The sequence below is a fragment of the Microbacterium sp. 4-7 genome (assembly GCF_014332665.1).
Lineage (GTDB): Bacteria > Actinomycetota > Actinomycetes > Actinomycetales > Microbacteriaceae > Microbacterium.
Map to the genome: position 1 here is coordinate 23,522 of NZ_MCRH01000001.1, position 23,342 is coordinate 46,863.

Consider the following 23,342-nt stretch of genomic DNA (forward strand, 5'->3'; position numbering starts at 1 on the left):
CTCTCTCTCGGTCCTACTGGTAGCTCGGCGGCACCCACAGCAGCTGGGCGGCGACCAGCCCGCGGTCTCGGCTGACGATCTGGGCACGCCCCGGAATGGCCGGGATCGCCTTGACCTTGCCGATCAGCTGGCCCTCCTCGGGGTTTCCCGAGAGCAGGATGCCGGTGGCACCCAGGTCGGTCATCCGCTGGATGATCGGATCGTAGGCCGCGCGGCTGGCTCCGCCGGTGCGACGCGTGAGGATCACGTGGAGCCCGAGGTCGGCGGCCTGCGCGAGCAGAGGCGCGAGCACAGCGACCGGATTGCCCTGCGACGTCGCCACGAGGTCGTAGTCGTCGATCAGCACGAAACCTTCGGCGCCCTTCCACCACGACCGGGAGCGCAGCTGGTCGGGTGTGACATCGGCGCCGGGGATGCGGCTCTGGAAGAACTGCGCGAGCTCGCTCATCCCGCCCTCAGTCATCTCGTGCGACGTGAGGTAGGCGCCGAGATACTCCTGCGGGATCTCGCCCAGCAGTGCTCGGCGATAGTCGACGACGAAGATCTTCGCCTCCGTCGGGCCGTAGAGACGCGTGATCTCATGCACGACGCCACGGAGCATCGACGACTTGCCCGAGTCGGCGTCGCCGTAGAGATAGAGCAGAGGCTCTTCGAGCGGATCGATCGAGAACGGGGCCAGGTTGGCCTCGTCGATTCCCAGCAGGATCTCGCGGGGTTCCGAGCCGTCGGTCGAAGCGGCGGCGGCGACCGCTCGCAGATCGGCGTGGCTGATGCGCGACGGCAGCAGACGAAGCTTCGGACCCGCGGGGCCGTGCCACGCTGATGCCACCCGGGTGACCAGGTCGTCGATGCCGTCGGCCAGCGAGGAGGCGTCATCGACACCGTCGATGCGCGGCAGTGCGGTCAGCATCTGCAGGCCGTTCTCGTTGAGTCCGCGGCCCGGGATCGACGTGACGTTCTCGGCGGCCTTGCGGTTGACCTCGGAGTCGGTCGGATCGCCGAGGCGCAGCTCGATGCGGGTGCCGATGAGGTCCTTGATGTTGGCTCGGACCTCCATCCAGCGCGACGCCGTGATGACGATGTGCACACCGTAGGTGAGGCCTCGCGCGGCGATCGCCTGGATCTGGGGTTCGAGCATCTCGAACTCGGCACGCAGGGTGCCCCAGCCGTCGACCAGGAGGAAGATGTCGCCGTAGCCGTCGTCGGCGAGGCCCTGGGCGCGGCGCTGGCGGTAGGTGTCGATCGAGTCGATGCCGTTCTGACGGAAGTACACCTCGCGGGCGTTGAGCAGGCCCGTGACCTCGGCCACCGTGCGACGCACGATGTCGGGTTCCGAACGCGTGGCCACCCCGCTGATGTGCGTGAACCGCTGCAGGCCGGTGAAGCTGCCGCCGCCGAAGTCGATGACGAAGAACTGCACCTCCTGCGGAGTGTGCGTGAGCGCCAGCGCGACCAACGTGGTGCGGGCGAGGGTGCTCTTGCCGCTGAGCGGAGCGCCCACGATCGCCATGTGACCGGCCGCCCCTCCGAGCGAGATCGCGAGGTTCTCGCGTCGCTGTTCGAGCGGCACGTCGACGATTCCCAGCGGCACGGTGAGTGCGCCGGCGCCCCGCCAGCGCGGGGAGATGAGACCGAGGGCGGGGTCTTCGACGAGGTCGCCGAACAGCTGGTCGAGCGTCGCGGGCGTCTCGAGCGGCGGGAGCCACACCTGATGGGCGGCCGGTCCTCGGCCACTCATCGTCTCGACGGCGATCTCGAACGTGTTGCGCTTCTCTTCGGGCTCGGCGTCGACGACGACCTCAGGCTCGTCGACGGGCGTCTCGGCCCGCCACACGGGTGCTGCGGTGAAGAGCTCGACCGCTGTCGACCCGGTGCTCTGCGCAGAGCCCGATGTCGCGCGGCGCCGACGGCGGGGCGGGGGCCCGGACACATAGGCGGCGCGGAACTGCGTCATCGTCTCGGTGTCGGACTTCAGGATTCCGGCACCGGGCTGAGTGGGCAGGTGGTACGCGTCAGGAACTCCGAGCACGGTGCGCGACTCGGCGGCCGAGAACGTGCGGAGGCCGATCCGGTACGACAGGTGCGTGTCGAGACCGCGCAGCTTGCCCTCCTCCAGGCGCTGCGAGGAGAGCAGCAGGTGCACTTGGAGCGAACGTCCGAGGCGACCGATGTTGACGAACGTGTCGACGAACTCCGGCTTCGCCGACAGCAGCTCCGAGAACTCGTCGGCGACGATGAGCAGAGCGGGAAGCGGAGCGAGGTCCGTGCGTCCGCCACGGCGGGCCTTCTCGTAGTCTGCGACGTTGGCGAAGGGCCCCGTCGCTCGCAGCAGCTCCTGACGGCGGACCATCTCGCCTTGCAGCGCATCCTGCATACGGTCGACGAGCGAGATCTCCTCGCCGAGGTTAGTGATGATCGCCGAGACGTGGGGCATGTCCGCCATACCGGCGAAGGTGGCACCACCCTTGAAGTCGACCAGCACGAAGTTGAGCTGCTCGGGAGAATGCGTCATCGCCAGCGCGAGCACGAGCGTGCGGAGGACCTCGGACTTGCCCGAACCCGTCGCACCGATGATGAGGCCGTGCGGGCCCATGCCCTGCTGGGCCGATTCCTTGATGTCGAGGATCAGAGGGCTGCCGTCTTCGGTCTGCCCGATGGGCACCCGGAGACGGTCGCGCTCGAGACGCGGGGCCCACGCGGCATCGAGATCGAGATCGCGGACGTCGGGAAGGCCGAGCAGCTCGACGAGCTCCGCCTGATCCGTCGCGCTCTTCTTCTTCGCGATGGTCGTGCCACCCGCGTAGAGGGCGATGAGTCGACGCGCTGTCGCCTCGGCCTCGACGATGCTGATCGAGTCGGCTTCGAACGGACGCGCAGGCACCTGCAGGCTGACCAGCTCGGCTCGGCGACCCTTGTCCCCCGGCTCGAACGCGATGCGCAGGGCGTTCGGATCGTCGAGATCGCCCCACCGCGAGGGGAGGTCGATCACGGTCACACCCTGCACGCCGTCGCCGCTGACGAGCGCGTCGTTGAAGGAGGTGCTGACCCCATCGGTCAAAATGACGATGTGCGGCACCTTGGCACCGGATCCGTCACGCGCGAAACGCGACCGCTCCCTGACCTCGGCCGGAAGCATCTCCTCGAGCTCCGACAGCTGAGAGCCGATCATGCGCGCAGCGCCGAGCCCGTCCCTGACCGTGCGCGAGTGCGTGTGCGGCATCCACTTCGCCCACTCCCACTGCGGGAGCACCGCCGCGTCCGCCGCGATGACGACCTGCACCGTGTCGGGGTCGTGCATCGTCGCGAGGTGCAGCAGGATGGCGCGCGCGAGGCCGCGGGACTCGGCCTCGTCTCCCGTGATCTCGACACGGGCGTAGTCGCGCAGCGTGATGCCGAGCGAGAGGTTCTTCTGGATCTCGTGCGTCAGCATGAAGCGGTGCGCGGCAGAGGCGGCGACCGGGTCGAGCTGGGCGAGCGGCGGCAGCTCCGGTGCCTCGAGCGAGATGCACAGCGGCTGGTCGCTCGTGCCGACACGCACCGTCAGGAAGTCGGGGTCGTTCATCCCGCGTTCCCATACCCTGGTGCGCTCTTCCGCGATGTACGGCAGCGCCGACGGTGCGGGGAGGTGCCAGTTCGCGGCACGGCGCTGCTGGCGAGCCGCGACCCGCACGGTCTGACGCAGCTCGGTCAGGTAGGCGAGATACTCACGGCGCGAGCCGAGCGTCGCGGCCTGCCGCTGGGATCGCTGACGCCATCCGTTCACCGCCACGAAGCCGAGCGACGACAGCAGGAACATCCCGCCGGTGAGCAGTCCGGTCACCGACTGGTTCGACATCGTGACCATGACGATCGCGCCCACGCTGCCCAGCATCGGCAGAAGGGATCCGAGGATTCCCATACCGCCGTCATTGGGCTGCAGCTCGGGCGGCGCCTGGACGGGGAGCTTTCCGGAGGGGACTCGGGGCGGCGCGAGACGGGGTCCTGTCATGCTCTCTCTCCGGCGCTGCTGTCGGTGGCCAGCAGGAGGCTGATGGTGAAGCTGCGATTGCCGATGCGCACCCGGTCGGCATCGTCGAGCAGAACGCGCTCGCCGGCGACGAGCTCGGTCGTCTGCCCGTCGTCGGATCGGATGTCGGACCCGTTGGTGGAGCCGAAATCGGTCACCCAGGTTCTGCCGCGCGAGTGCTCGAGCCGGAGGTGCGTCTTCGACACCGAGGAGTCGGGGTCGGTCACGGTCACCAGCCGATCGTCGTGCACACTCGCCACCGGCGCGCGACCGATGTTCGCCGCCAGAGGGAGCCCCAGCTGCACGCGCTGGCCGGTGTCGAAGATCAGGAGCAGCGCCCCGGACTCGGATGCCGGAGTCGGAGCATCGGAATGCTGCGCAGCCGCCGGGGCGACCGTGAAGAGCGGCTTGTCGTCACCCTGGGCCGCGGGGGCGGGCTTCTCGGTGCGGTGCGAGGCCGCGCGGGCGCCGGTGGGCTCGGAGTCCTCGTCGACGACGGACGGATGGGCACCGAGAGGCACGACCTGCGGAGGAGCGAGCGGAGTGGCGACCTCGGCGACCGTCGCCTCCTGCGGCGCATCGGCGGGCGCCCGAGGCGGGACGGCGACGACGACCGTGCCGGCCACGCGATCGGCCCACGATTGACGACGTCCGCCACGGTCCCATGCGCTCGAGGCGACGACGACCCAGCTGCCGACCGCGACGAGGAAGCCGGCGCCGGTGATGATCCCCCGCACGAACTGGCGCCCCACGCCGGGCGAGTACGGCCGGTCGCCGCGAGACGCGCGCAGACGCAGCACGGCGTTGCCCAGGGTGAGTCCTGTGCGCGCTTCGAGCACGCACAGGAAGATCGCGAGCTCGGCGACCGTGAGGCCGGCCAGCAGCATGCTGCCAGTGGTGACGAGGACGATGGACGCGGTGAGGATGACGGCGGCGCTGTCGAGCGTGAAGGCGGCGATCCGCGCCCCGGTCCCCGCGGGCGAGCCGACGAAAGCCGGACCGAGCCCGTCTTCGGGTCGTCTCGTCCTGGCGCGTGTCGAGACGATCGGAGTGGGGCTGGGAGGCGCGGATGCGGACCGGAGGGGCGCGCCGTCGACACCGGGGGCCGCGGCGATCAGCGCCGGCGGGAGCGCCGGGACCTCTCCGAGCTGGCCGGGTCCGGGCTGGACGGGCGGGATCGCTCCACCGCCCGGCCAGGACTGTGGTTCACCGTTCCCGCTCATCCGGCCATCATTCCACGAACGAGGGACAGCACATTCGCGTAGAGCAGCGCCGCGGGAAGGGCGAGGGCGACGGCGAGCCATTCGAAGGCGTCACCGAAGCGCGACCAGATGAGCGAGCTCGCACCGCGGGAGACGGGGATGATCACGGCGACCGCCGCGAGGCCCACCGCGAACAGCACGGCGGCGCCGAGCACCTGGAAGCCGGAGCCCAGCGCTGCGGCCGCCTGCAGCCCGGCGACCACGGACACCACCGCCGCCGCCGCACGCGGGAGCCAGCGGAGGATGCGCGATGTCGTGTGCCGAGGGGTCAGGAGGAGTGCGAGCGCGACGCAGACGAGGAGTGCGATACCACCCGAGATCACGAAGGGGTCGTCCGGCCACGGGCGCAGGAAGGCGAGAGGAGCCATGAGCGCGGCGACGACGCTGAGCACCGCTGTTCCGGCGATGAGCCGGGCCGAGGAGTCATCGACGACGGCGATGATGCGCTCGGGCCGGAGCAGCCCGACCGACTCCGGGATCGCTCCTCGAACCGTCCACCGGCTGGTCATGAAGTGCTTGTAGTCGATGAAGTACCCCTCCGGGAGGTTCACCAGGCTGCTGGGCAGTGCGCGCAGCCCGAGCGGCACGAGTCCGAGAGAGATGGCTGCGGCCTCGGCGGGGCCCCATCGCAGCAGCAGCGAGAGCCCCCAGACCGCCGCGAGCCCCACGAGGAGCACCGTCGCCGTTCCGGCGGCCGCGCGCATCGGACGGGCTCGGGCAGAGACGGCGATGACCGAAGTGGTGATGCCCGCGGCGAGGAACCCGGATGCGGCAGAGAGGTGCGCACTCGCGTCGAGCTGAGCCGGGATCAGGAGCGCTCCGGCCGAGAACGACAGGAGGACAGGCGCGAGGACGCCGAGGATGCCGCGCACCCCCGCTGCGGAGTCCCGGCGCGACCATGCGACGGCACCGCTCACGGCGCCGACCACGAGGAGGAGACCGATCAGGAGCCTGAGCAGCGGATCTCCGGCCCCCTGGGCGAATACCGCGACGAGCAGCAGTCCGCTGACGCCGAGCATCCACCATCGGGCGCCGTGGTCCGCGCGCGAAGGCCGCTCCGGCGCGCCCGTGGCTCGCGCCTGCGGCGCGAGTGCCGTGCGGTCGATCAGCGCGTAGAGGCCTCCGTCGATGAGGTCCTCGCATTCGGTGTCGCCGGGGATCTCGAATCCGCCGGGACCGATCGTCGCGAAGCGATCGGCCGTCGACAGTCCGCTGAGGACGAGCGCGTCATCGAGGGTCTCGTCGAAGGGAAGCGAGAGGTCGAAACGACGGTCCTCGCTCTGAAGAACGATCCGACGCCGTTCTACCGTTTCGACTGACATACCTGAACCCTATCGACCGTGTGCGGCTGCTCACTCCGCGGCGTGACCGACCACCGACCATGCACGCGTGCGGGTCGTGGACGGCATCCGCCGTCCACGCCCGCCGCGGTGATGCTGATCAGTCCGCGTGCTCGTCGCGGGAGCCCGCCTGGGCGCCCTTGGCACGCGGACCGCGCTCCTCGTCGTCTTCGAGCTTGGGAGCGATCGGACCACCGAGACCGGAGCGCTTGGCCTTCTCCTCCTCGTCGGCGCCTCCCGCGCCGCCCATCATTCCCATACCCGGACGCATGCCGGAGCCTGCTGCGCCGGACGAGCCCGCCGCACCGCCTGCTCCGCCGACACCGCCAACACCGCCAGCGCCACCGACACCGCCAGCGCCACCGACACCTGAGCCGAATCCACCCGCGCCGCGCGCACCCACTCCGCCGACGGCGGACTTGCCCAGCAGGCCGCCACTGCCTCTCTGGCCGGCGCCGGACGAGCCTCCGAGTGCGGATCCGCCGAGGGTGCCCATGCTGCCGATACCGGCGATCTTGGATCCTGCAGCGATGGCCGCGGCTCCTGCGCCGCCGCCCACGATGCCGCCGATGCCGCTGCCCCCACCGATGACTCCGCCGGGGAGCGTCGAACCGGGGTGCAACGGATACCCGCCTCCGGTCCCTGAACCGCCGCCGCCGGTGCCTCCCGGCAGCACGCCGCCGCCGGGGAAGTCGACCGTCGGGTCATCGCCGCCGGTATCACCGGGGCCTCCCGGTCCGTCGGGGTCGTACTCCCAGTCTCCGGGACCATCGGGAATCGTCGGATAGGTGGGGTCAGGCAGGTACTCGGGGACGGTCGGGTCCGTCGGCGTCGGCGGGACATACTCGCCGACCCCGCCTCCACCGCCACCGGTCTGGTATCCACCGCCACCGGGCGTGTACCCGGACGGGCCGCCGCCGATCCCCGGGGATCCGATCCTCGGGGCGTCGATCTCCGCGCCCGGGATCGGCTCGTCAGAACCGGACGGGGCCTTCGACGACCGGTAGTCGACCTCGTTCATCGCGCGGGCCGCCTGAGCCAGCTTGTTCGTCGGCTCCGTCAGCGACGCCTCGACCTTCTGAACGACCTCGCGCGCGGCATCCTCCCGCTGGTTGCCGAGGAAGTCGCCGATGGCGTCCAGAGCCTTGTCCGCCGCGAGCGGACCGAGGACCGGGTGCACCACCAAGGACGCGCCCTTGGCAGCGTTCGCCCAGAAGGGGTCGATCGATGCCGACGGGAGTTCGGCGGCCGCGATCTCGCGTCGAGCCGAGTTGCCTTCGACGACCGCGGAGTCCACGGCCTCGACGAGTCTGAGAATGGCCGACACCTTCGACCGGATCTCGTCGATGTCAGCGGTCGCCCCCTTGGCGGACTCGCCCTCCCAGAACTCGGAGAGGCGCACGGCCGAGAGCGCTCGCTCCAGTGAGGTGAACGCATTCGTCACGGCGGAGAGCCGCGGGATGATCGAGTCGTCGAGCTGCCGGATGCGGTTCAGTTCCGCCTCGTACCCGCCCGGGCCCATCTGCTTACCGGCCATGGTTTCCCCCTTGTTCGGTGGTGTCTCGTCGTGAGGAGCGTGTCAGTACGATCGCGAGGATGATCCCGCCGATGACCAGCAGCAGGAGGACGATCCCTCCGCCGATGAGCCAGGGCGTGATCGGCGATGCCTGCTGATCGGGTTGCTCGGCGACCGGCGCGTCCGTCGGGACGGGTGTCTGCGCGCCGCCTCCGAGCGCCGCCTTCGCCTCGTTCACGTCGCCGAGAGACGGCTGCGCGTACGTGTCCTCGGTGTCGAAGAGCGGGTTCACGTCAGGATATTTCGACGGGTCGACCGCGAGCATCCCCGTGAGGGAGGCCGCTCCATACCCGGTGCTGTCGTTCCACTCCGGCTCGTGCTCGCCCTTGGTGCCCGTGTTGTGGATCAGGCTCTGGATCAGCTGCCCTGCTGTCGCATCCGGGTACTTCTGCTTGACCATCGCGAGGAAGCCCGCGACGATAGGCGTCGAGAACGACGTTCCCGACCCGATCTGCTGGGCGTCCCAGGAATCCGGGGTCCCCTGCAGGAGGAGCCCGACCCCGGGTGCGGCGACGACGACGTCCTCCGCCAGGTTCGGCTTGCCGTTCGTTCCGGTCTGGATCTTGCCGTCCTCACCGAAGGCCTGCACCGCGACGACTCCGTTGAGCCCCGCGGGCCACAGGCTGATCCCGTCCTCGTTCGACATGCCGGCGACGACGACCGCGTCGGAGGCATAGGCGTCGGCGAGACCCTGCCGCATGTTGATGCTGCTTCCGGAGGAGATCGAGATGATGTCGGCGCCATCTGCCGCGGCGTCCGAGATCGCGCGGTCGAGAGCGAAACGACCGTCGTCGCCCAGCTCCTCGCCGTTCTCCTGGAGGCACTCCGCATCGCCGCCGTCTTCGCCGATGACGCCGTCGAGGACGCCGGTGCTGTAGAAGACCACCTCTGCCCCCGGCGCCACACCCTTGACCGGGGCGCCCCCGGCCGGAGCCTCGCCGGTTCCGGCGATCATCGAGACCACCTGGGTGCCGTGAGAGGACTTGCCGTACTCGGCAGAGACCGCCGGATACGGCTGGCCGGTCGCGTCGAAGCAGTACGAGGAGTCATCGACGGTGACGTTCGCCCCGCGGAGCCCGACCACGTCGGGGTTGATCTGACTGTCGATCACGGCGATCTTGATTCCCGCCCCGTCGAAGCCCGCATCGTGCGCCTCTTGGACCTTGCCGCGATCGAACCACCACAGACCCGATGCGGCGGCCGCTGTCGCGCTCGAGGGCACCGCGATCGCGGCGGCCAGCGCCATAGCGCCGACCGCCGCGATCACTCCGCGGCGAGTGCGTCTCATCAGTAGTCGGCCTCTTCGGGCTCATCGGCACCCGTAGACGTCGGTGCAGATGCCTGGACTCCGGCTGAGCCCCCACCCGTCGCGCCGGTCCCAGCGCCTGTCGATGTCGCGGTGTCGCCGTCGCCCTGGGCGACGGCCGAGTCCAGCAGCGACACGATCAGCTTCGTCTCGTCGGCGAGCGACGCGTCCTGCTCGGCGATCTGCATCACGGCGGCGCGAATCACGTCGTGGGTGTCCTGGATCTTGGCGATGGTCCGCGCCGTGGCGTCTCCCATCGACTGCGCGGCATCGGCCACGGCCCGCCGGAAGTCGACGGTGGCCTTCGACGACCCTCCCTCCGAGACCGCCACCTCGGACGGGCTGGGGAACTCCTGCAGCTCACGCAGGATCCGCTTCAGCTCAGCGAACACTCCATCGAAGTCGATTGCGATGCTCATCGACGCCCCTCCCCTTCACAACGGCAGATGATTCCGAAACATCTGCTGCGCCCTCCGACTCGATCGCCGAACAGCACAGCAGACGGCGCGGGCCCGGCGCATCGCTGCGTCGGGCCCGCGCCACGGATCAGGCCCCGAAACGCCCAGCGGCCGACTTGTCGGTCTGGACGTACTGGCCCGAGATCTCCTCGGTCTTGCCCGCGATCTGCGTGAGAAGCTGCTGCATCTCGCTCAGCGAACGGTTCCACTTGGCCTGAGCCTGGTCATACGCCTGCTGCGCGGAACCATCCCACGCCGCACGGAGCTTGCTGACCTCGGACTCGAGACGGTCCAGCTCGGAACGAATACCCTGCGACCCGCTGCGGATCTGCGCTGCCAGAGCGTTGACCTGCTCCGGGCGAACTGACATCGACTGCATCATGTTCTCCTTGAAATCTCTGTGGTCTACGCTCAGGCGCCCATCATCGAGCCGAGGCCCGAGATGGTCTGCTGGTGAGCTTCTTCGGTCGCAGCCTGGTCACGCTCGGTGCCCGCAAGAGCATCCTCGAGCGTCACGAGGACCTCATTGAGCTGACGCGCCTGCTCGTCCCACCGCGACATCAGCGTCGTGAACGACACAGCAGCCGCACCGGTCCAGAAACCACGCAGCTGCTCGATCTCACCGCGGACCTTCTTGGTCTGCTGGTCGATCCCGGACTTGGTCTCCCGCACCGCCTGGGCTCCGCGACGCAGAGCCCCTTCTTCTGCGGAGATGACATCAGCCATAACTCACTCCCTCCGGTCCACATGGGACACACGTGCGGGGGAGCGCATCCCAGTCTTGGGACGACAACGAAACAACCCCCCACGAATCTGTTTCACGACACAGGCTAGAACACATCGGAACGAATCGCCAGATTTCATGATGCATCCGAGCGGAGATCCTGCAGTCGATGGAGAAAATCGAAGATGCTCAGTTCAGCGCCCTGTCACGGCACACGATCAGCGCACTGGTTCCCCCGCGCTTCGAGTATCGCGTAGAGGCTCGAGAGGTCCTGCCTCCGATCACCAGAGCGCACAGCGCATCCTCCGGGAGATCGTGCAGTCGATGGAGAAACGTCGCATCCTGCGACTGTGCGTTGTCGCACGCCTCAACTAGGGTGAAAGGCGGAATGCGCAGCCACGGGTCTCCTCCCGCCCGGCTGCACACCATGGAGGGGGCATCGTTCCATGACTCAGAGCAGCGCAACGGCAGGCACCGTGCTGCGGCTTTCCGTCGTCAGCGACGACCGTCGGCTCGACGTCGGCGTGCCGTCGCAGGTCCCGCTGGTCGAGATCATCCCCGGGTTCGCCCGGAGTCTCGGCGTGCTCGACCCGACCCTCACCCACGGCGGCTACTCGTTGCAGCGAGCCGATGGCACGCCCCTGGACCCGGCACGCGGCGCGGCGGCGCAGGGTGTGCACGACGGAGAGCTGCTCACTCTCGTCCGCGGCGGCCTCATGCAGGAGCCGCGCGTCTACGACGACGTCGTCGAAGCGGTGATCGACGCGACGGCAGAGCAGCACGGCTCCTGGACGCCCGCGGACAGCTCGCGCACGGCGCTCTTCGTCAGCCTCACCTTCCTCGCCCTCTGCGCGCTGCTGCTCGTCGCCACACCGCCGACGTCCCTCCTGCCCGCGATCATCGCGGGCTCGGGAGCCATCGTCCTCAGCGTCGCGGCCGCCGTGCTCATGCGCCTCCGTCAGCCGGAAGCCGGACACGCCCTGGGACTCACCGCCGCAGCCTACGGAGGGCTCGCGGGTTTCCTCGCCGTTCCCGTGCAGAGCATCTGGGGCTGGCCGCTCGCGGCCATGGGACTGGGTCTCGTCATCGTCGGCGGCCTCGGCCTCGCCGTCACTCAGGAGAAGCCCGAGATCCATCTCGTGCCGATCGCGCTCGGCGCCTCGATCGGCATCACCGCGACGACCGCCGCGATCTTCGGCGATGCGCTCGCTCCCTACGCGATCATGCTCGCCACGACCGCACTGCTCGCGAACGGCATCCCGTGGCTCGCTCTCAGCTCGACGCGCATCAGAGTCATCTCCCCTCAGAGCGACGCCGACATGTTCGCCGCACCCGAGCCCATCGATGCCGACGAGGTCAAGCGCCGCGCCGCCGCGGGGACGCGCACTCTCATCGCACTGCGCGCTGCGCTGGGCCTCGCGGCGCTGATCGCGACCCCTCTGGTCGCCGGGAGCGGCGTCTTCGGGGCTCTGCTCTGCGTGCTCGCGTTCGTGGGCATGATGTTCCAGTCGCGTCAGATCCACGCGCGCCTCGGCGTGCTCGTCCTCATGGCCATCGGCGCGATCGGGCTCGCCGTCACCGGTGTGACGGTGGCACTCGCTCTGCCCGACGTCCGCACCTGGATGCTTCTCATCCTCGTCGTGGCCACCGTGATCCTGGTCGGTCTCACGCTGCTCACGCCGAAAGCGCGTCTGCGGCTCACGAGGCTGGGCGACACGGTCGAGGTCATCGCACTCGCTCTGCTGCTGCCGCTCGGCGTCACGACGGCCGGACTCATCTGACCCATGGCGACCAAGAAGGATCTGATCGAGGCCCAGGGCTTCAGCAGGCGCCGCCTGCTCTCGGCGTTCACCGGCGGAGCCCCCGGGGGCAAAGAGCTCGACCCCGCGAAGCCCCTGCGCGCGGTCGTCGCCGGAGTCGCACTCACGGTCGGCGTGATCCTCGTCGGGGTGTTCTGGGGAATCATGCAGCCCGGGCTCCCCGGCGACTGGCAGAACAACCGCCTGATCGTCGCCACCGACACCGGTGCCCGCTACGTCTCCGTCGAGGGCACGCTGTACCCGGTGATCAACACGGCCAGCGCGCGGCTTCTGATCCCCGCCGGAGAGTTCAAGGTGGTGCGGACGGATCAGGCGGCGCTCGACGGGATCCCGGTCGGCCCCTCGATCGGCATCCTCGGTGCGCCCGATGATCTGCCCGCGCCCGCGGCGCTGATCAACTCCTCCTGGACAGCGTGCATCGACGACACGGCCGGCGCCGCCGTGTCGCTGTCGAGCGCGCCGATCGCCGAGGTGTCGACGGGAACCGGTGCCGTCGTCCAGCGCGGCGACGAGCTGTTCGTGATCGCAGACGGCAAACGCCACGCAGTGCCCGCCGACGATGCCAACGCCGTGCTCCGCGCCGTCGGACTCGGCACCAGCGACGTCCTCGAGGTCGACGGACGATGGCTCAACCTCTTCGAGTCCGGTGACGAGCTCGAGCCGATCCGCATCAACGGCGTCGGCGCATCGGTGCCCGGAACGGATCTGAGAGCCGGCACGATCGTGCACACCCAGGGCAGCCCTGCCGACGAGCGCTACGTGGCGCTCGGCACCGGCGAGCTCGCCAGACTCAGTCCCCTCGCGTATCAGCTCTACCTCCTCGGCAGCGGCCAGGAGGTCGGTGCTCAGCAGGAGGTCTCCCCCGCCGAGGTCGCCGACGTGGAGACCCGCCCGTACATCGGGGGCGAGGACTGGCCGACGCTGCCGTTGACCACGCTCGCCGCCGGCGAGACGCCCTGCGCGATGCTCACCGATGACGCGCACACGGTGCTCGCGGCGACGACCACCGAGTTGCCCGAGCAGCGCTCCGGCGTCGATGTGAAGGTCGGTGGCGGCGCCCTCGTCGAGGTCACGGGTGGGTCCGAGGACGCGGCGGGTCTGGCCGTGCTCATCGACGAATCCGGCACCGCGTTCGCGATCCCCGGTGCTGCAGCAGCGCAGAGCGCCGAGGAGTCCGCAAGCGGCCCCATCGCTCAGCTCGGGTACTCCCCCGATGACGTCGGACAGGTGTCGGACGCGTGGATCGAGTTCTTCGCCGCCGGCCCCGCGCTGACCTCCGATGCTGCGAGAGAGTCGCCCGGCTCGGGGACCGACTGATGCGCGGCCGCACAGCCGCTCTCACGGCCGTCGTCCTCGGCGCCACGCTGCTCGGCGCACCGGCATCCGCTCTGGCATCGCCTGCCGTCCCGACGTCGATCGCATCGATGGCGACGTCCGGCGATGCCTGCACACCCGGCAACGTGGTGTTCACGCCCGAGGTCCCACCCGCCCTCGCACTGCTCGGTGCTGACGAGGCCCACCGCGTCGCCACGGGCCGAGGGGTCGTCGTCGCCGTCGTCGACTCGGGCATCGATGCCGGCAATCCGCATCTCGCCGGAGCCGTGATCGGCGGTGTCGATCTCGTCGGCGACGGCGAGCGGGCTGATGGTCTGACCGACACGACCGGGCATGGCACGGCGATCGCCGGGCAGATCGCCGCACAGCCGGTCGCGGACTCCGGCGTCGTCGGACTCGCGCCCGACGCCCGGCTGCTCTCCGTGCGAGTGTTCCGCAGCGAGCAGCAGCAGGACAAGGACAAGGGGTACGGGCCCACCTCGCAACGCATCGCGGACGGCATCCACTGGGCGGCCGACAACGGCGCGGACATCATCAACGTCTCGATCTCGCAGACAGCCGACTCCCCCGATCTCCGGGCGGCGGTCGAACACGCGTCCGCCGTCGGCGCCCTGGTCGTGGCGAGCGCCGGGAACAGGGCGTCAGATCCGGACGCGGAAGACGGCGCTCGCTACCCCGCGGCCTATGAGCAGGTTCTCGGGGTCAGCGCGGCCGACGCCACCGGACGCGCGACCGATGACTCGATCCACGGACCCCAGGTCGGCGTGACAGCCCCCGGAAGCACGGTGCTGAGCGCAGCGGTGGGCGGGGGCGACTGCGTCTTCGCCGCCGATGCCCCTGCCTCGAGCTTCGCGACCGGATACGCGAGCGCGGCTGCCGCACTGGTGGCGCAAGCGCACCCCGAGGATCCGCCCGCCGGCTGGGCGTATCGGCTCACCGCCACCGCGCTGCGAACCGACGCCGACAATCGGGACGACATCGACGGCTGGGGCTTCATCCAGCCGCTCGCCGCCATCGAGCTGCTCCCGGATGAGACGACGCGCGGGCCCGTGAGCCCATACTTCGACACCTCGGAGAGCGCCGTGCGACCGCCCGCAGCCACCGCCGACCCCGACCATGGAGCGTCGCCGTTCCTGCTCACACGGGAGGCCGCGCTGTTCACCGCGATCGGCGGAGCGACTCTGCTCGGTGTGCTCGGCATCCTCATCGTGCTGCGTCGCCGCAGAGAGCAGCCGGTCGTGGATCCGGTCGAGGTCGAACGCGAAGGCGGACTGCTCAACATCCCCGGTCCGGCATCGGGTGACCCGAGCACGTTTCACTGAGACGCGCGGCGCGATGGTCCGCAGCGACACGGCGCGGCCGCTTCAGGGCACCCAGGCGGCCCGACGGCCGGTGGGAGTGCGCGGACGCTGAGCACGGCTCCGTCAGGGTGAGGGCGTCACCCGAAGACGAAGAAGCCCAGACCCACCAGACCCGCGACGGAGACGACGCAGGCTGCTGCGAACGTGATGAGGGCCGCCCGGCTCCAGCGCAGTCCCTGCTTCGCGACCGACGGGAGATCCGGGTCCACCGTGCGCGTGGGCGCCGCGGCGCCGATCACGACGGGCGGGGCAGAAGGGCCGAGCGGGGCCGGACGCGGCCGGTAGATCTCCGGTGCCGGCGCATCCGTCGGCGCCTCGAACGAGGCGGGCAGGTCAGCCTCTGCGCGGTCGGCAGAGTCGTCGCTGTCGGCGGGCTGTTCCGATCTCTTGCGTCGCACACGACGCGGCGTCCGGGAGACGAGCACCGTCGACTCGTCGACAGGGTCGTCCTCCCGATCGGCACCTGGCTCCTCAGCCTCCGCGGGTCTCCGGTCGACGACGACCGTCGCCTCGTCCACGTCATCCGGTGGCTCAGCGGGTTCGGCGACTTCGGCAGGCTCGACGGGCTCAGCAGACTCGGCGACTTCGCCGGACTCGGCGACCGATCTCCCCCGGCGCCGATCGCGTCTGGTCAGCATGACGGTCTCTTCGACCTCGGTCTCGTCGTCCGTCATCTGGCTCGAACCGGGATCGTCGTGCCCTCGAGCATCGAATCGGTCAGCGAGGCGGATGCGGCATCGCGGCCCGCAGTGAGGTCGTCCGGGCGCCCGTTCGCGCCTCCCGAGATCACGTCGATCACGACGACCGACACGTTGTCGCGACCACCCGCTTTGAGCGCCCGGCTCACGAGAGCCGCTGCCGCGGTCTCCGGCCGCCCGTTCATCGTCAGGGTCGCTCGGATCGCCTCGTCGCTCACCTCGCCGCTCAGGCCGTCGGAGCAGATCAGCAGTCGCTCGCCGTCGACCACGGGCAGCAGCCAGCTGTCCGCGGTGCTGTCGGGAGCACCGATCGCCCTCGTGATGACGTTGCGCTGCGAGAACGTCGAGAGATCCTCGGCGCGGAGCTCACCGGCATCCACCAGTTCCTGCCCCAGCGAATGATCGATCGTCAGCTGTGTCAGCTCGTTGCCGTGGTGCCGGTAGACACGGGAGTCGCCGACATTGAAGACGAGCCAGTGCGGCACGCCGTCGTGATCGACGAGAGCGACACCGGTCACGGTGCTTCCTGCCCCGCGCTTGTGCTCGGCGGAGATGTCATCGACCACAGCCGAAGCGCGACTCAATGCCTGTCCGATGTCGGCGACGTCGACCGTCGCCCCGCGAAGCGGCTCGAACGCCTCCACCACCGCAGCGCTCGCACGATCCCCCGCCTCATGCCCGCCCATGCCGTCCGCGACGAGGAAGACCGGGGACGCCACCAGCACCGAGTCCTCATTCGCCGAGCGCGTGAGACCGGTGTCGGTGAGTGACGCGACGCTGAGGACGACCGAGGAGAGCGTCATGAATCGCGCTCCGCGATCACATGCATCCCCACTTCACCGAGGATGAAGCGGCCGTTGCCGGTGACGCTCTCTCCGGGATCGAGCAGGGTCTCGGTGCCGTTCTCCTCGACCACGACGACGCCGTTCGTGGCGTGCAGATCGGTGAGACGCCACTCGTCGTCGTGCACGACGAGACGAGCGTGCGTCTTCGACAGCGTGCGGGTCGTATCGGAGATGGCGAGCCGCTGCTCGCCCGGCTCGCCGATCGGATTGCGGCCGATCACGACGCTGGCGCCGGACAACGAGAACTTCCGTCCGTCATCGAGCACGAGCGATCGGCGGACTCCGCGCTTGCGGGCGACGACGACGGTGGCGTCGAGGTCCTCGTCGACATCGTGCGTCGGACGCGGTGTGACGACCGTCTTGTCGACGTCGGCCGCGAGGCCTCCGAACGGCATCGCGAGGGGCGTCGGGACGGGTTCCTCGACCGCGGGTGCGGGCGCTGCATCGGCCGGGGGCACCACCGCGGCCGTATGCACATCCGCGGTGGTCCCCGCAGCTGCGGGGGACGACGGGACAGGCCGGATCACCGGCGCCTGCGGCTGTTCATCCGAGAGGCCACCATCTCGGAACGAGGGCGGAGCGGGCCGCACCATACGCTGCGCCTCTTCGGCGGGAGCCGCGGCAGGCGGGTTCTCCGCCGGCCGCTCGAACTCGGGCACGGGAGCGGATGCCGGGGCCGCCGCCGGTGTCTGTGCCGATTGCTGAGGCACGACGTCGTCGGATACCGGCACCGGCGGCGCGGGTGGCTGCGGCGCCGCCGGAGCCACGGGCGCGCCACCCATTGCGGCCATGATGCCGGTGGTCGGGTGCGCCTCGGTCGGAGCCGGCGGGTTCGCGGCGGGTGCCCGCTCCGCTGCAGGGGGCTCAGGTGCGCGCACCGGCGCGGGCGGCGCAGGAGGCTGCAAAGCCGGCGCCTGAGGAGCAGGAGGCTGATGCGCAGGAGGCTGAGGAGCAGGAGGCTGCTGCGCGAAGGACGAGGTGGGCGGCTGCGGCGGAGCGAACGATGCCGCCGGCGCACCCTGCACAGCGGGCTGTCCGGCGACGGGAACCGGCGGGGCGCCCGGGACGGGAGGCGCGCCCCACCCTGAACCCGCGGGACCACCGCTCACCGCGGCTGCGGTCGCAGTCCGGTCAGGCTGCGCGGTCGGACGGCTCGGTGCGGCGTAGTCGGGGAACACGGGCGCGGGGGCGTCAGGCTGGCTCTGGGTATGCGGAGCCAGCGACGGGATCGTGTACCCCGATGCGTCCCTCGCCGGGGTGGCCGTGGGCTGCGAGCTTCGGCGTGGGCCGGGCTGCAGAGCGGCCAGCCGTTCGCCCTCGGGGTACGGCGGCGCCCCCCAGGCGAGAACCGTCGCCCAGACCGGGGGCAGAAGGATCGCGAGCACCGTCATTCCCGCACCGCGACCGAACCTCCGATTGATGCGGTGGGTCGCGACGACCTTGAGGTAGATGCCGTACAGCTGCACGATCGGGATGAAGTAGAACACCACCGACCACGCCGGCACTCCGCCGCGCGCCAGGATCTCCGCCTCGTTGAGGATGGGGACCCAGCCCTTCCACCCCTCTCCGTCGATGCGCGGGAAGAGGCGCGACAGCGCCAGCGCGTACCAGACGTAGACGGCGAGGCCGATGAGCACGCCGACGCCGCCGACGATGGCGAGCATCGTGACGTAGCCGGTATCCACGGGCGCGATCATGAGTTCCCCTTCTTCCGGTCGCCGGGCGACCAGGTCAATCCGAGCGTAGCGAGCACAGGCACAGCGGCCGTGAATCCACGACCGTTCGCGCCCCGTATGCGACCGACGAACGACGTCGGTCGCACGCGCATGACGATGCGATGCCACCATCTGCCTGCCGCTGCGAGCTCCGTCCGCTCGGCGTCGACGATCTCCCAGGCGGCGCGCGCATCCTCGTCCGTCGGAGGATGCTCGGCGAACACGGCGCGATCGACAATCTCTGCCAGGCGGTCCGCTGCCTCTCGGTCGGTCGAGAGTGCGCGCTGGATGCGGGTGCCTTCGGCATCCATCGGCACATCGTGGTCGGCGTACACGTCGACCAGCTCCTCCCACGCCCCGGCGAGACGCACCTCGGGATCTTCGGCGGTTCGGCGGGCCCTGGCTCGCTGCCGTTTGGCCAGCAGCAGCACGAGGAAGGGCAGCGCGAGCAATGCCAGCGCGAGCATGCCGAGCCCCACAGCGCGGAGGATCGGCAGCAGGACGGCGAGCACCTCTGACTGCGGCGACTCGAGCGGAGGCGCGTCATTGTTGGAATCGCTCTGCGCCTGAGGCGGATCCAACGCCTCCGACCGGGGCTGCTCGGGCACCGTGGGATGCTCGGGCAGCTGCTCGCCCTCGGTGATGGAACTCGGAAGCATCGCGTACTGCGGTGTGGTGTCGACCGGCATCCACTCGCCGCCCGAGCCTCTCACCTCGACCCAGGCGCTCATGTTCGCGCCCGTGCAGGTCTCCGTGCAGGCGGGAATGCCGGGCACCTCTTCTGCGGCCGCAAGGCGCGCACCGATCACGACTCGGGACTCGAGCCCCCAGTGCTCGGCGAGAAGCGCCGCTGCCACTGAGAACTGCTCATCGTCGCCGACCGCCGACACGAGCAGCTCGGGCGCGGCATCCGAGCCTGCCCTGCGCTCCTGTTCGAGCAGGTCGGTGAACAGCTCCTCGATGCGGGCCGCGGAGTGTCCCGCATAGCTGGGTGCGAACGCGTACCCCTCGGACTCCTTCAACGAGGCGATCCATCCCGCCGCCGCCTCATCGTCGATCAGCGCGTGGCTGAGGTAACCGCGGGAGCGCAGGCGGTCGATGATCTCGAGATACCCGGCCCCGGTGCGGGGCTGCTCCTGCATCTCGGCCCACTCGGTGAGCGCGGGATACAGGTCGGTGTCGAGGTTCGAGGCACCGCCCTGCACGGCGGTGATGTCGCCGGGGCTCGCCGGGGCGTCCACGAGCACTCTGTAGCGATCGCCCGGAACGAGCCCTTCTCCCCCGCCGGGTGCCTCTGCCACGGTGATCGCCGTGTCGCCGCCCGAGTTGACGTGGAACCCGTCGGCGAGCGCTTCGGCGCGCGCACCCGAGAAGTCCGGCGCCTCGGCGAGACCGGCCGGCGAGGGGACCCAGATGCCCCGATAGGCGTCGCCGATCGTGATCCCGAGCGACACGCGGCCCTCGCCGGGCATCGCACTGCGGGGCAGCCGGCTGAACCGGTCGTCCGGCGCGATGTGGAAGTCCTCGCCGTCGTACGAGTCGAGGGTGACGAGCCGGAGGCGCTCCAGCGCTCCAGAATCGCCCTCCACCTGCACGACCGTGTCATCGAGAGTGCTGCCGGCGAACCACGACCGGTAGGCGCTGAGGGGGCTCGCCTGCTGCTGCACGACGATCATCGGCTCGACCTCGTCGCGCAGAACGGAGCGGTCGCTCCACCCTGCCGCGGCGGGAGCCACCGCGAAACCGGCGACGAGGGCGATCACCGCGAGACCGGCCGACAGGAGATGCCGACGGATCGTGAGCCACACCGGGGTCGCCCGGCGCGAGATGTTCGCCGCCGCGACGGTGCGCAGCGCCTGTGCTCGCTGAAGCCGCGAGCGTCCGACCAACCAGACGAGAGAGACCACGAAGAGCGCGACGCCGATCAGCCATTCCCGAGGAGCGGGAAGCGCGACGCCGAGCACCGAGACCGGAGCCGTCGTGCCGCTCACACCGAAGGCGATGCCGAAGACGCTCATCGCGGTCACGACGGGAACCGCTATGGTCGCCCGGCGTCCGCCTTCGAGCACGAGCAGAGTGGCGATGAAGGAACCGAACAGCATGACCACGAGGAGCGGGATGAGCACCGCCTGGTACTCACCGAGGGGCGGGTTCAGCGTCAGCATCTGCTTCCAGCCGAGCACCACCCCCAGCACCGCGTCGCGGATTCCGCCCAGGAACGCGGGAAGCGACGAGAGCGCCGATGGGATGGCGAGCGGAACCGAGACGACCAGATAGGCGCCGGTCACCGCGAGCGCACCGATCAGCAGCCCCCACCGCAGCAGCCGGGTCAGCACGGCGACGACCATGCCCAGCAGGCCGCCGATCAGGCCGACCGCCAGCGCCCGGGGGGACTCGTACACCGGCCATGCAGCCGCCGTGGCGAGACCGATGCCGACCAGCACATATCCGAGAGACCAGAGGGTCAGAGCCGAGAGCGCGAACGTCCGGCGCGACCTCGCGACGCCGCGCCGCGGACCCGCGGCGCTCATCGCAGTGCTCCGCGGGCGAGCATCTGCGGAAGGTCGCCGAGTGCGCCCAGCGTCATCACGGCGAGTTCGCGCGCCGTGCGCAGGGTGGGCTGCTCGCCGAGTTCGCTGCGCACCGCGACCGCCTCGACCGCCGCCGGCAGCGTGATGGCGGCGTGGCGCAGACGCTCGAGCGGCATGCGCGAGCCCGTCATCAGGAATCCGATCGACAGGTCGGGGTAGGACTGGGCGGTGAGCGCGGCGACCGCCTCGAGCCGCATCACGCGGTCGGCCGGATCGATGGTCGAGGTGGCATCGAGGAGGGCCTTGGGAGTCACCGTGGGAAGAGTGCGTATCGACAGCAACTCGGCACGGCTGTGCTCGGGGATCTCGTTGCTCACCGAGAAGAGCACGTCACGACCGTCGCGCACACCCTGCAGGGCGAGGGATGCGGCGGCGCTGACCGTGTTCTCGAACTCGTCGTCGCTCTCGTACGACTCGCTGTCGAGGTCGAGGATGATGGCGATGCGAGCGTGCCGCGACTCCTCGTACTGACGCACCATGAGCTTGCCGGTCTTGGCGGTCGACTTCCAGTGCACGTGCCGCTGCGAATCGCCCACGACGTACTCGCGCACCGCGTGGAACGAGAGGTCGGCATCGACGAGGGTCGAACTCGGCGTGCCCTCGAGATCGCGGATGAGACCGGCGCTGGTGCTGGGCAGGCGCACCGTGACCGGATGCACGTGGATGCGCTGGACATCGGGCCAGCGCAGCTCACGGCGGAGGATGCCGATCGGATCACCGCGGGTGATGGTCATGGGGCCGACGTCGATGACACCGCGGCGGTGGGCGGCGATCGTCAGCTGCTCGCGATGGTGGGCGGCGGGGCGCAACAGGGGGACGTGCGCTTCGACGAGCCCCTCCCCCACGGGAACGTCGACGATGCCGGGCAGCGACAGACGCTCGCTGTTGTTGCGCACGTCGAGCGTCGCACCGATCTCGGCACCGGCGACCACGCGGTCGCGGTCGAGGGTCAGCTCGATGCGATAGTCGTGGGTGCCGAGGATGAAGGGGATGCAGGCGATCAGCAGCACGAGCGCGATCGCCGCCACCGCCCACGCCTCGACCCAGCCGAACAGCAGCCCGGCGGTGACGCACAGGACCAGCGCCGCGACGACCAGCATCCCGGCGGATGTGACCGTCTCACGCACCCACGCGACAGCCGCTCGGGTTGCGCGCTCCGTGCTGCGAGCGGCCCGACGCACGCCGAAGACGGCGCCGCGGACGGGGCCGCGGCGCGTGCGGTCGTAGCGCGTGACCGTCGACGTGCGCGTCGACGTGCTGGTGCCCGCCGTGGTGCGCGTCAGACGGGACTCGGTGCTGAAGCTCACGCAGTGCCGTTCTCGCGCGGCGGCTCGACGTCGAGCAGGATCTGCCCCACCACGGCGACCGCGGTGACGCCGTCGAACTCGGCCTCCGGCTCGAGCACCAGGCGGTGCGCGAGGGCGACGACGGCGAGCTCTCGGACGTCGTCGGGGGTGACGAAGGTGCGACCGTTCTTGGCAGCCCACGTCATCACGAGACGTGACAGGGCGAGGGCCCCTCGCACACTGGCACCGAGGCGGACCTCGGACGCTCGACGCGTCGCATCGACGATGCGCATGATGTAGTCGGAGACCAGCGGGTTCACGTACACGCCGCGGGTCATCTCGGCCATCGTGAGGATGGTGTCGACGCCGACGATGCCGTCGAGCACGTGCTTCGGCTGGGCTGCTCCCTGGAGGATGCGCATGGTCGCGGCTTCGTCGGGGTATCCGATCGACGTCTTGATCATGAAGCGGTCGAGCTGCGCCTCGGGCAGACGGTAGGTGCCGCCCTGCTCGATCGGGTTCTGCGTCGCCATCACGAGGAACGGCGATCCGACCGGCCGCGTGACGCCGTCGACCGTGACCGTGCCCTCTTCCATGACCTCCAGCAGCGCCGACTGCGTCTTCGGGCTCGCCCGGTTGATCTCGTCGGCGAGCACGATGTTCGCGAAGACGGGGCCCGCGTGGAACTCGAAGGCGCCCTCCTTCTGGTCGTAGACGGTGATGCCCGTGACATCGCCGGGGAGCAGGTCGGGCGTGAACTGGATCCGGGTGCTCGTTCCCGTCACGGTCTGCGCGATCGCCCGCGCGAGAGCCGTCTTGCCTGTGCCGGGGAAGTCCTCGAGCAGCACGTGGCCGCCGCTGACCGCGGCGGCGAGCACGAGCTCGATCACGTGCCGCTTGCCGAGGATCGCCTGTTCGACGTTGGCGGTGAGGATCGAGAACGTCTCGGCGAACCAGGCGGCCTGTTCGGCGGCGATGGTCACGGGAGCAGCGGAGGGAGCAGGCATAGGGCAACCGTA

At 70.1% G+C, this 23,342-nt stretch carries 17 protein-coding genes; 3 read left to right on the forward strand and 14 right to left on the reverse strand.

Annotated elements, in window-relative coordinates:
* Nucleotides 1-13: 13 nt before the first annotated feature.
* The 8 genes from eccCa to BEP68_RS00150 form a co-directional block, all read right to left on the reverse strand.
* Nucleotides 14-3,988: a type VII secretion protein EccCa gene (eccCa, locus tag BEP68_RS00115; protein ID WP_187248880.1), complete on the reverse strand. Its 3,975-nt coding sequence runs from the start codon at nucleotides 3,986-3,988 to the stop codon at nucleotides 14-16.
* Nucleotides 3,985-5,229 carry an FHA domain-containing protein gene (locus BEP68_RS00120; RefSeq protein WP_187248881.1) on the reverse strand — a complete coding sequence of 415 codons (1,245 nt, stop codon included), beginning with the start codon at nucleotides 5,227-5,229 and terminating at the stop codon, nucleotides 3,985-3,987. The genes eccCa and BEP68_RS00120 overlap by 4 nt, the downstream gene beginning before the upstream one ends.
* Nucleotides 5,226-6,590: a hypothetical protein gene (locus BEP68_RS00125; protein ID WP_053098675.1), complete on the reverse strand. Its 1,365-nt coding sequence runs from the start codon at nucleotides 6,588-6,590 to the stop codon at nucleotides 5,226-5,228. Before BEP68_RS00125 ends, BEP68_RS00120 begins: the two co-directional genes overlap by 4 nt.
* Nucleotides 6,591-6,708: 118 nt before the next feature.
* A complete protein-coding gene (locus BEP68_RS00130) occupies nucleotides 6,709-8,145 on the reverse strand; it encodes a hypothetical protein (protein ID WP_187248882.1) in 1,437 nt (478 codons plus the stop codon).
* Entirely contained in the window at nucleotides 8,135-9,472 is a 1,338-nt protein-coding gene (locus BEP68_RS00135; protein WP_082586491.1) for a S8 family peptidase, read from the reverse strand. Before BEP68_RS00135 ends, BEP68_RS00130 begins: the two co-directional genes overlap by 11 nt.
* Nucleotides 9,472-9,909, reverse strand: coding sequence for a hypothetical protein (locus BEP68_RS00140; protein WP_053098672.1), 438 nt, complete (start codon nucleotides 9,907-9,909; stop codon nucleotides 9,472-9,474). The genes BEP68_RS00135 and BEP68_RS00140 overlap by 1 nt, the downstream gene beginning before the upstream one ends.
* Nucleotides 9,910-10,036: 127 nt before the next feature.
* The gene (locus BEP68_RS00145; RefSeq protein WP_082298072.1) at nucleotides 10,037-10,318 is read right to left on the reverse strand and encodes a WXG100 family type VII secretion target; all 282 of its coding nucleotides are present in this window, start codon (nucleotides 10,316-10,318) and stop codon (nucleotides 10,037-10,039) included.
* A 41-nt stretch (nucleotides 10,319-10,359) separates the two neighbouring features.
* Nucleotides 10,360-10,674 carry a WXG100 family type VII secretion target gene (locus tag BEP68_RS00150; RefSeq protein WP_053098670.1) on the reverse strand — a complete coding sequence of 105 codons (315 nt, stop codon included), beginning with the start codon at nucleotides 10,672-10,674 and terminating at the stop codon, nucleotides 10,360-10,362.
* Nucleotides 10,675-11,118: 444 nt separating this feature from the next.
* On the opposite strand from BEP68_RS00150, the gene eccD reads away from it, so the two are divergent.
* Genes eccD through BEP68_RS00165 form a run of 3 tightly spaced genes read left to right on the forward strand, consistent with a single transcriptional unit; the run spans nucleotide 11,119 to nucleotide 15,149 of the window.
* Nucleotides 11,119-12,453 carry a type VII secretion integral membrane protein EccD gene (gene eccD / locus BEP68_RS00155; RefSeq protein ID WP_056276643.1) on the forward strand — a complete coding sequence of 445 codons (1,335 nt, stop codon included), beginning with the start codon at nucleotides 11,119-11,121 and terminating at the stop codon, nucleotides 12,451-12,453.
* Between the two features lie 3 nt (nucleotides 12,454-12,456).
* Entirely contained in the window at nucleotides 12,457-13,809 is a 1,353-nt protein-coding gene (gene eccB / locus BEP68_RS00160) for a type VII secretion protein EccB (RefSeq protein ID WP_187248883.1), read from the forward strand.
* The gene (locus BEP68_RS00165) at nucleotides 13,809-15,149 is read left to right on the forward strand and encodes a S8 family serine peptidase (protein ID WP_187248884.1); all 1,341 of its coding nucleotides are present in this window, start codon (nucleotides 13,809-13,811) and stop codon (nucleotides 15,147-15,149) included. The genes eccB and BEP68_RS00165 overlap by 1 nt, the downstream gene beginning before the upstream one ends.
* Before the next feature lie 116 nt (nucleotides 15,150-15,265).
* Here BEP68_RS00165 and BEP68_RS00170 read toward each other — a convergent pair whose 3' ends face one another.
* From BEP68_RS00170 to BEP68_RS00195, 6 genes are read right to left on the reverse strand one after another with little or no spacing between them, the layout of a single operon-like run.
* On the reverse strand, nucleotides 15,266-15,862 hold the full coding sequence (locus BEP68_RS00170) for a hypothetical protein (RefSeq protein ID WP_187248885.1): 597 nt from the start codon (nucleotides 15,860-15,862) through the stop codon (nucleotides 15,266-15,268).
* Entirely contained in the window at nucleotides 15,859-16,689 is an 831-nt protein-coding gene (locus tag BEP68_RS00175) for a PP2C family protein-serine/threonine phosphatase (RefSeq protein WP_187248886.1), read from the reverse strand. Before BEP68_RS00175 ends, BEP68_RS00170 begins: the two co-directional genes overlap by 4 nt.
* On the reverse strand, nucleotides 16,686-18,428 hold the full coding sequence (locus BEP68_RS00180) for a DUF5684 domain-containing protein (protein ID WP_187248887.1): 1,743 nt from the start codon (nucleotides 18,426-18,428) through the stop codon (nucleotides 16,686-16,688). The genes BEP68_RS00175 and BEP68_RS00180 overlap by 4 nt, the downstream gene beginning before the upstream one ends.
* The gene (locus BEP68_RS00185) at nucleotides 18,425-20,977 is read right to left on the reverse strand and encodes a transglutaminase domain-containing protein (protein WP_187248888.1); all 2,553 of its coding nucleotides are present in this window, start codon (nucleotides 20,975-20,977) and stop codon (nucleotides 18,425-18,427) included. Before BEP68_RS00185 ends, BEP68_RS00180 begins: the two co-directional genes overlap by 4 nt.
* Nucleotides 20,974-22,344, reverse strand: a complete 1,371-nt coding sequence (locus tag BEP68_RS00190; RefSeq protein WP_053098662.1) for a DUF58 domain-containing protein — start codon at nucleotides 22,342-22,344, stop codon at nucleotides 20,974-20,976. The genes BEP68_RS00185 and BEP68_RS00190 overlap by 4 nt, the downstream gene beginning before the upstream one ends.
* Entirely contained in the window at nucleotides 22,341-23,306 is a 966-nt protein-coding gene (locus BEP68_RS00195) for an AAA family ATPase (RefSeq protein WP_053099368.1), read from the reverse strand. The genes BEP68_RS00190 and BEP68_RS00195 overlap by 4 nt, the downstream gene beginning before the upstream one ends.
* Between the last annotated feature and the right edge of the window lie 36 nt (nucleotides 23,307-23,342).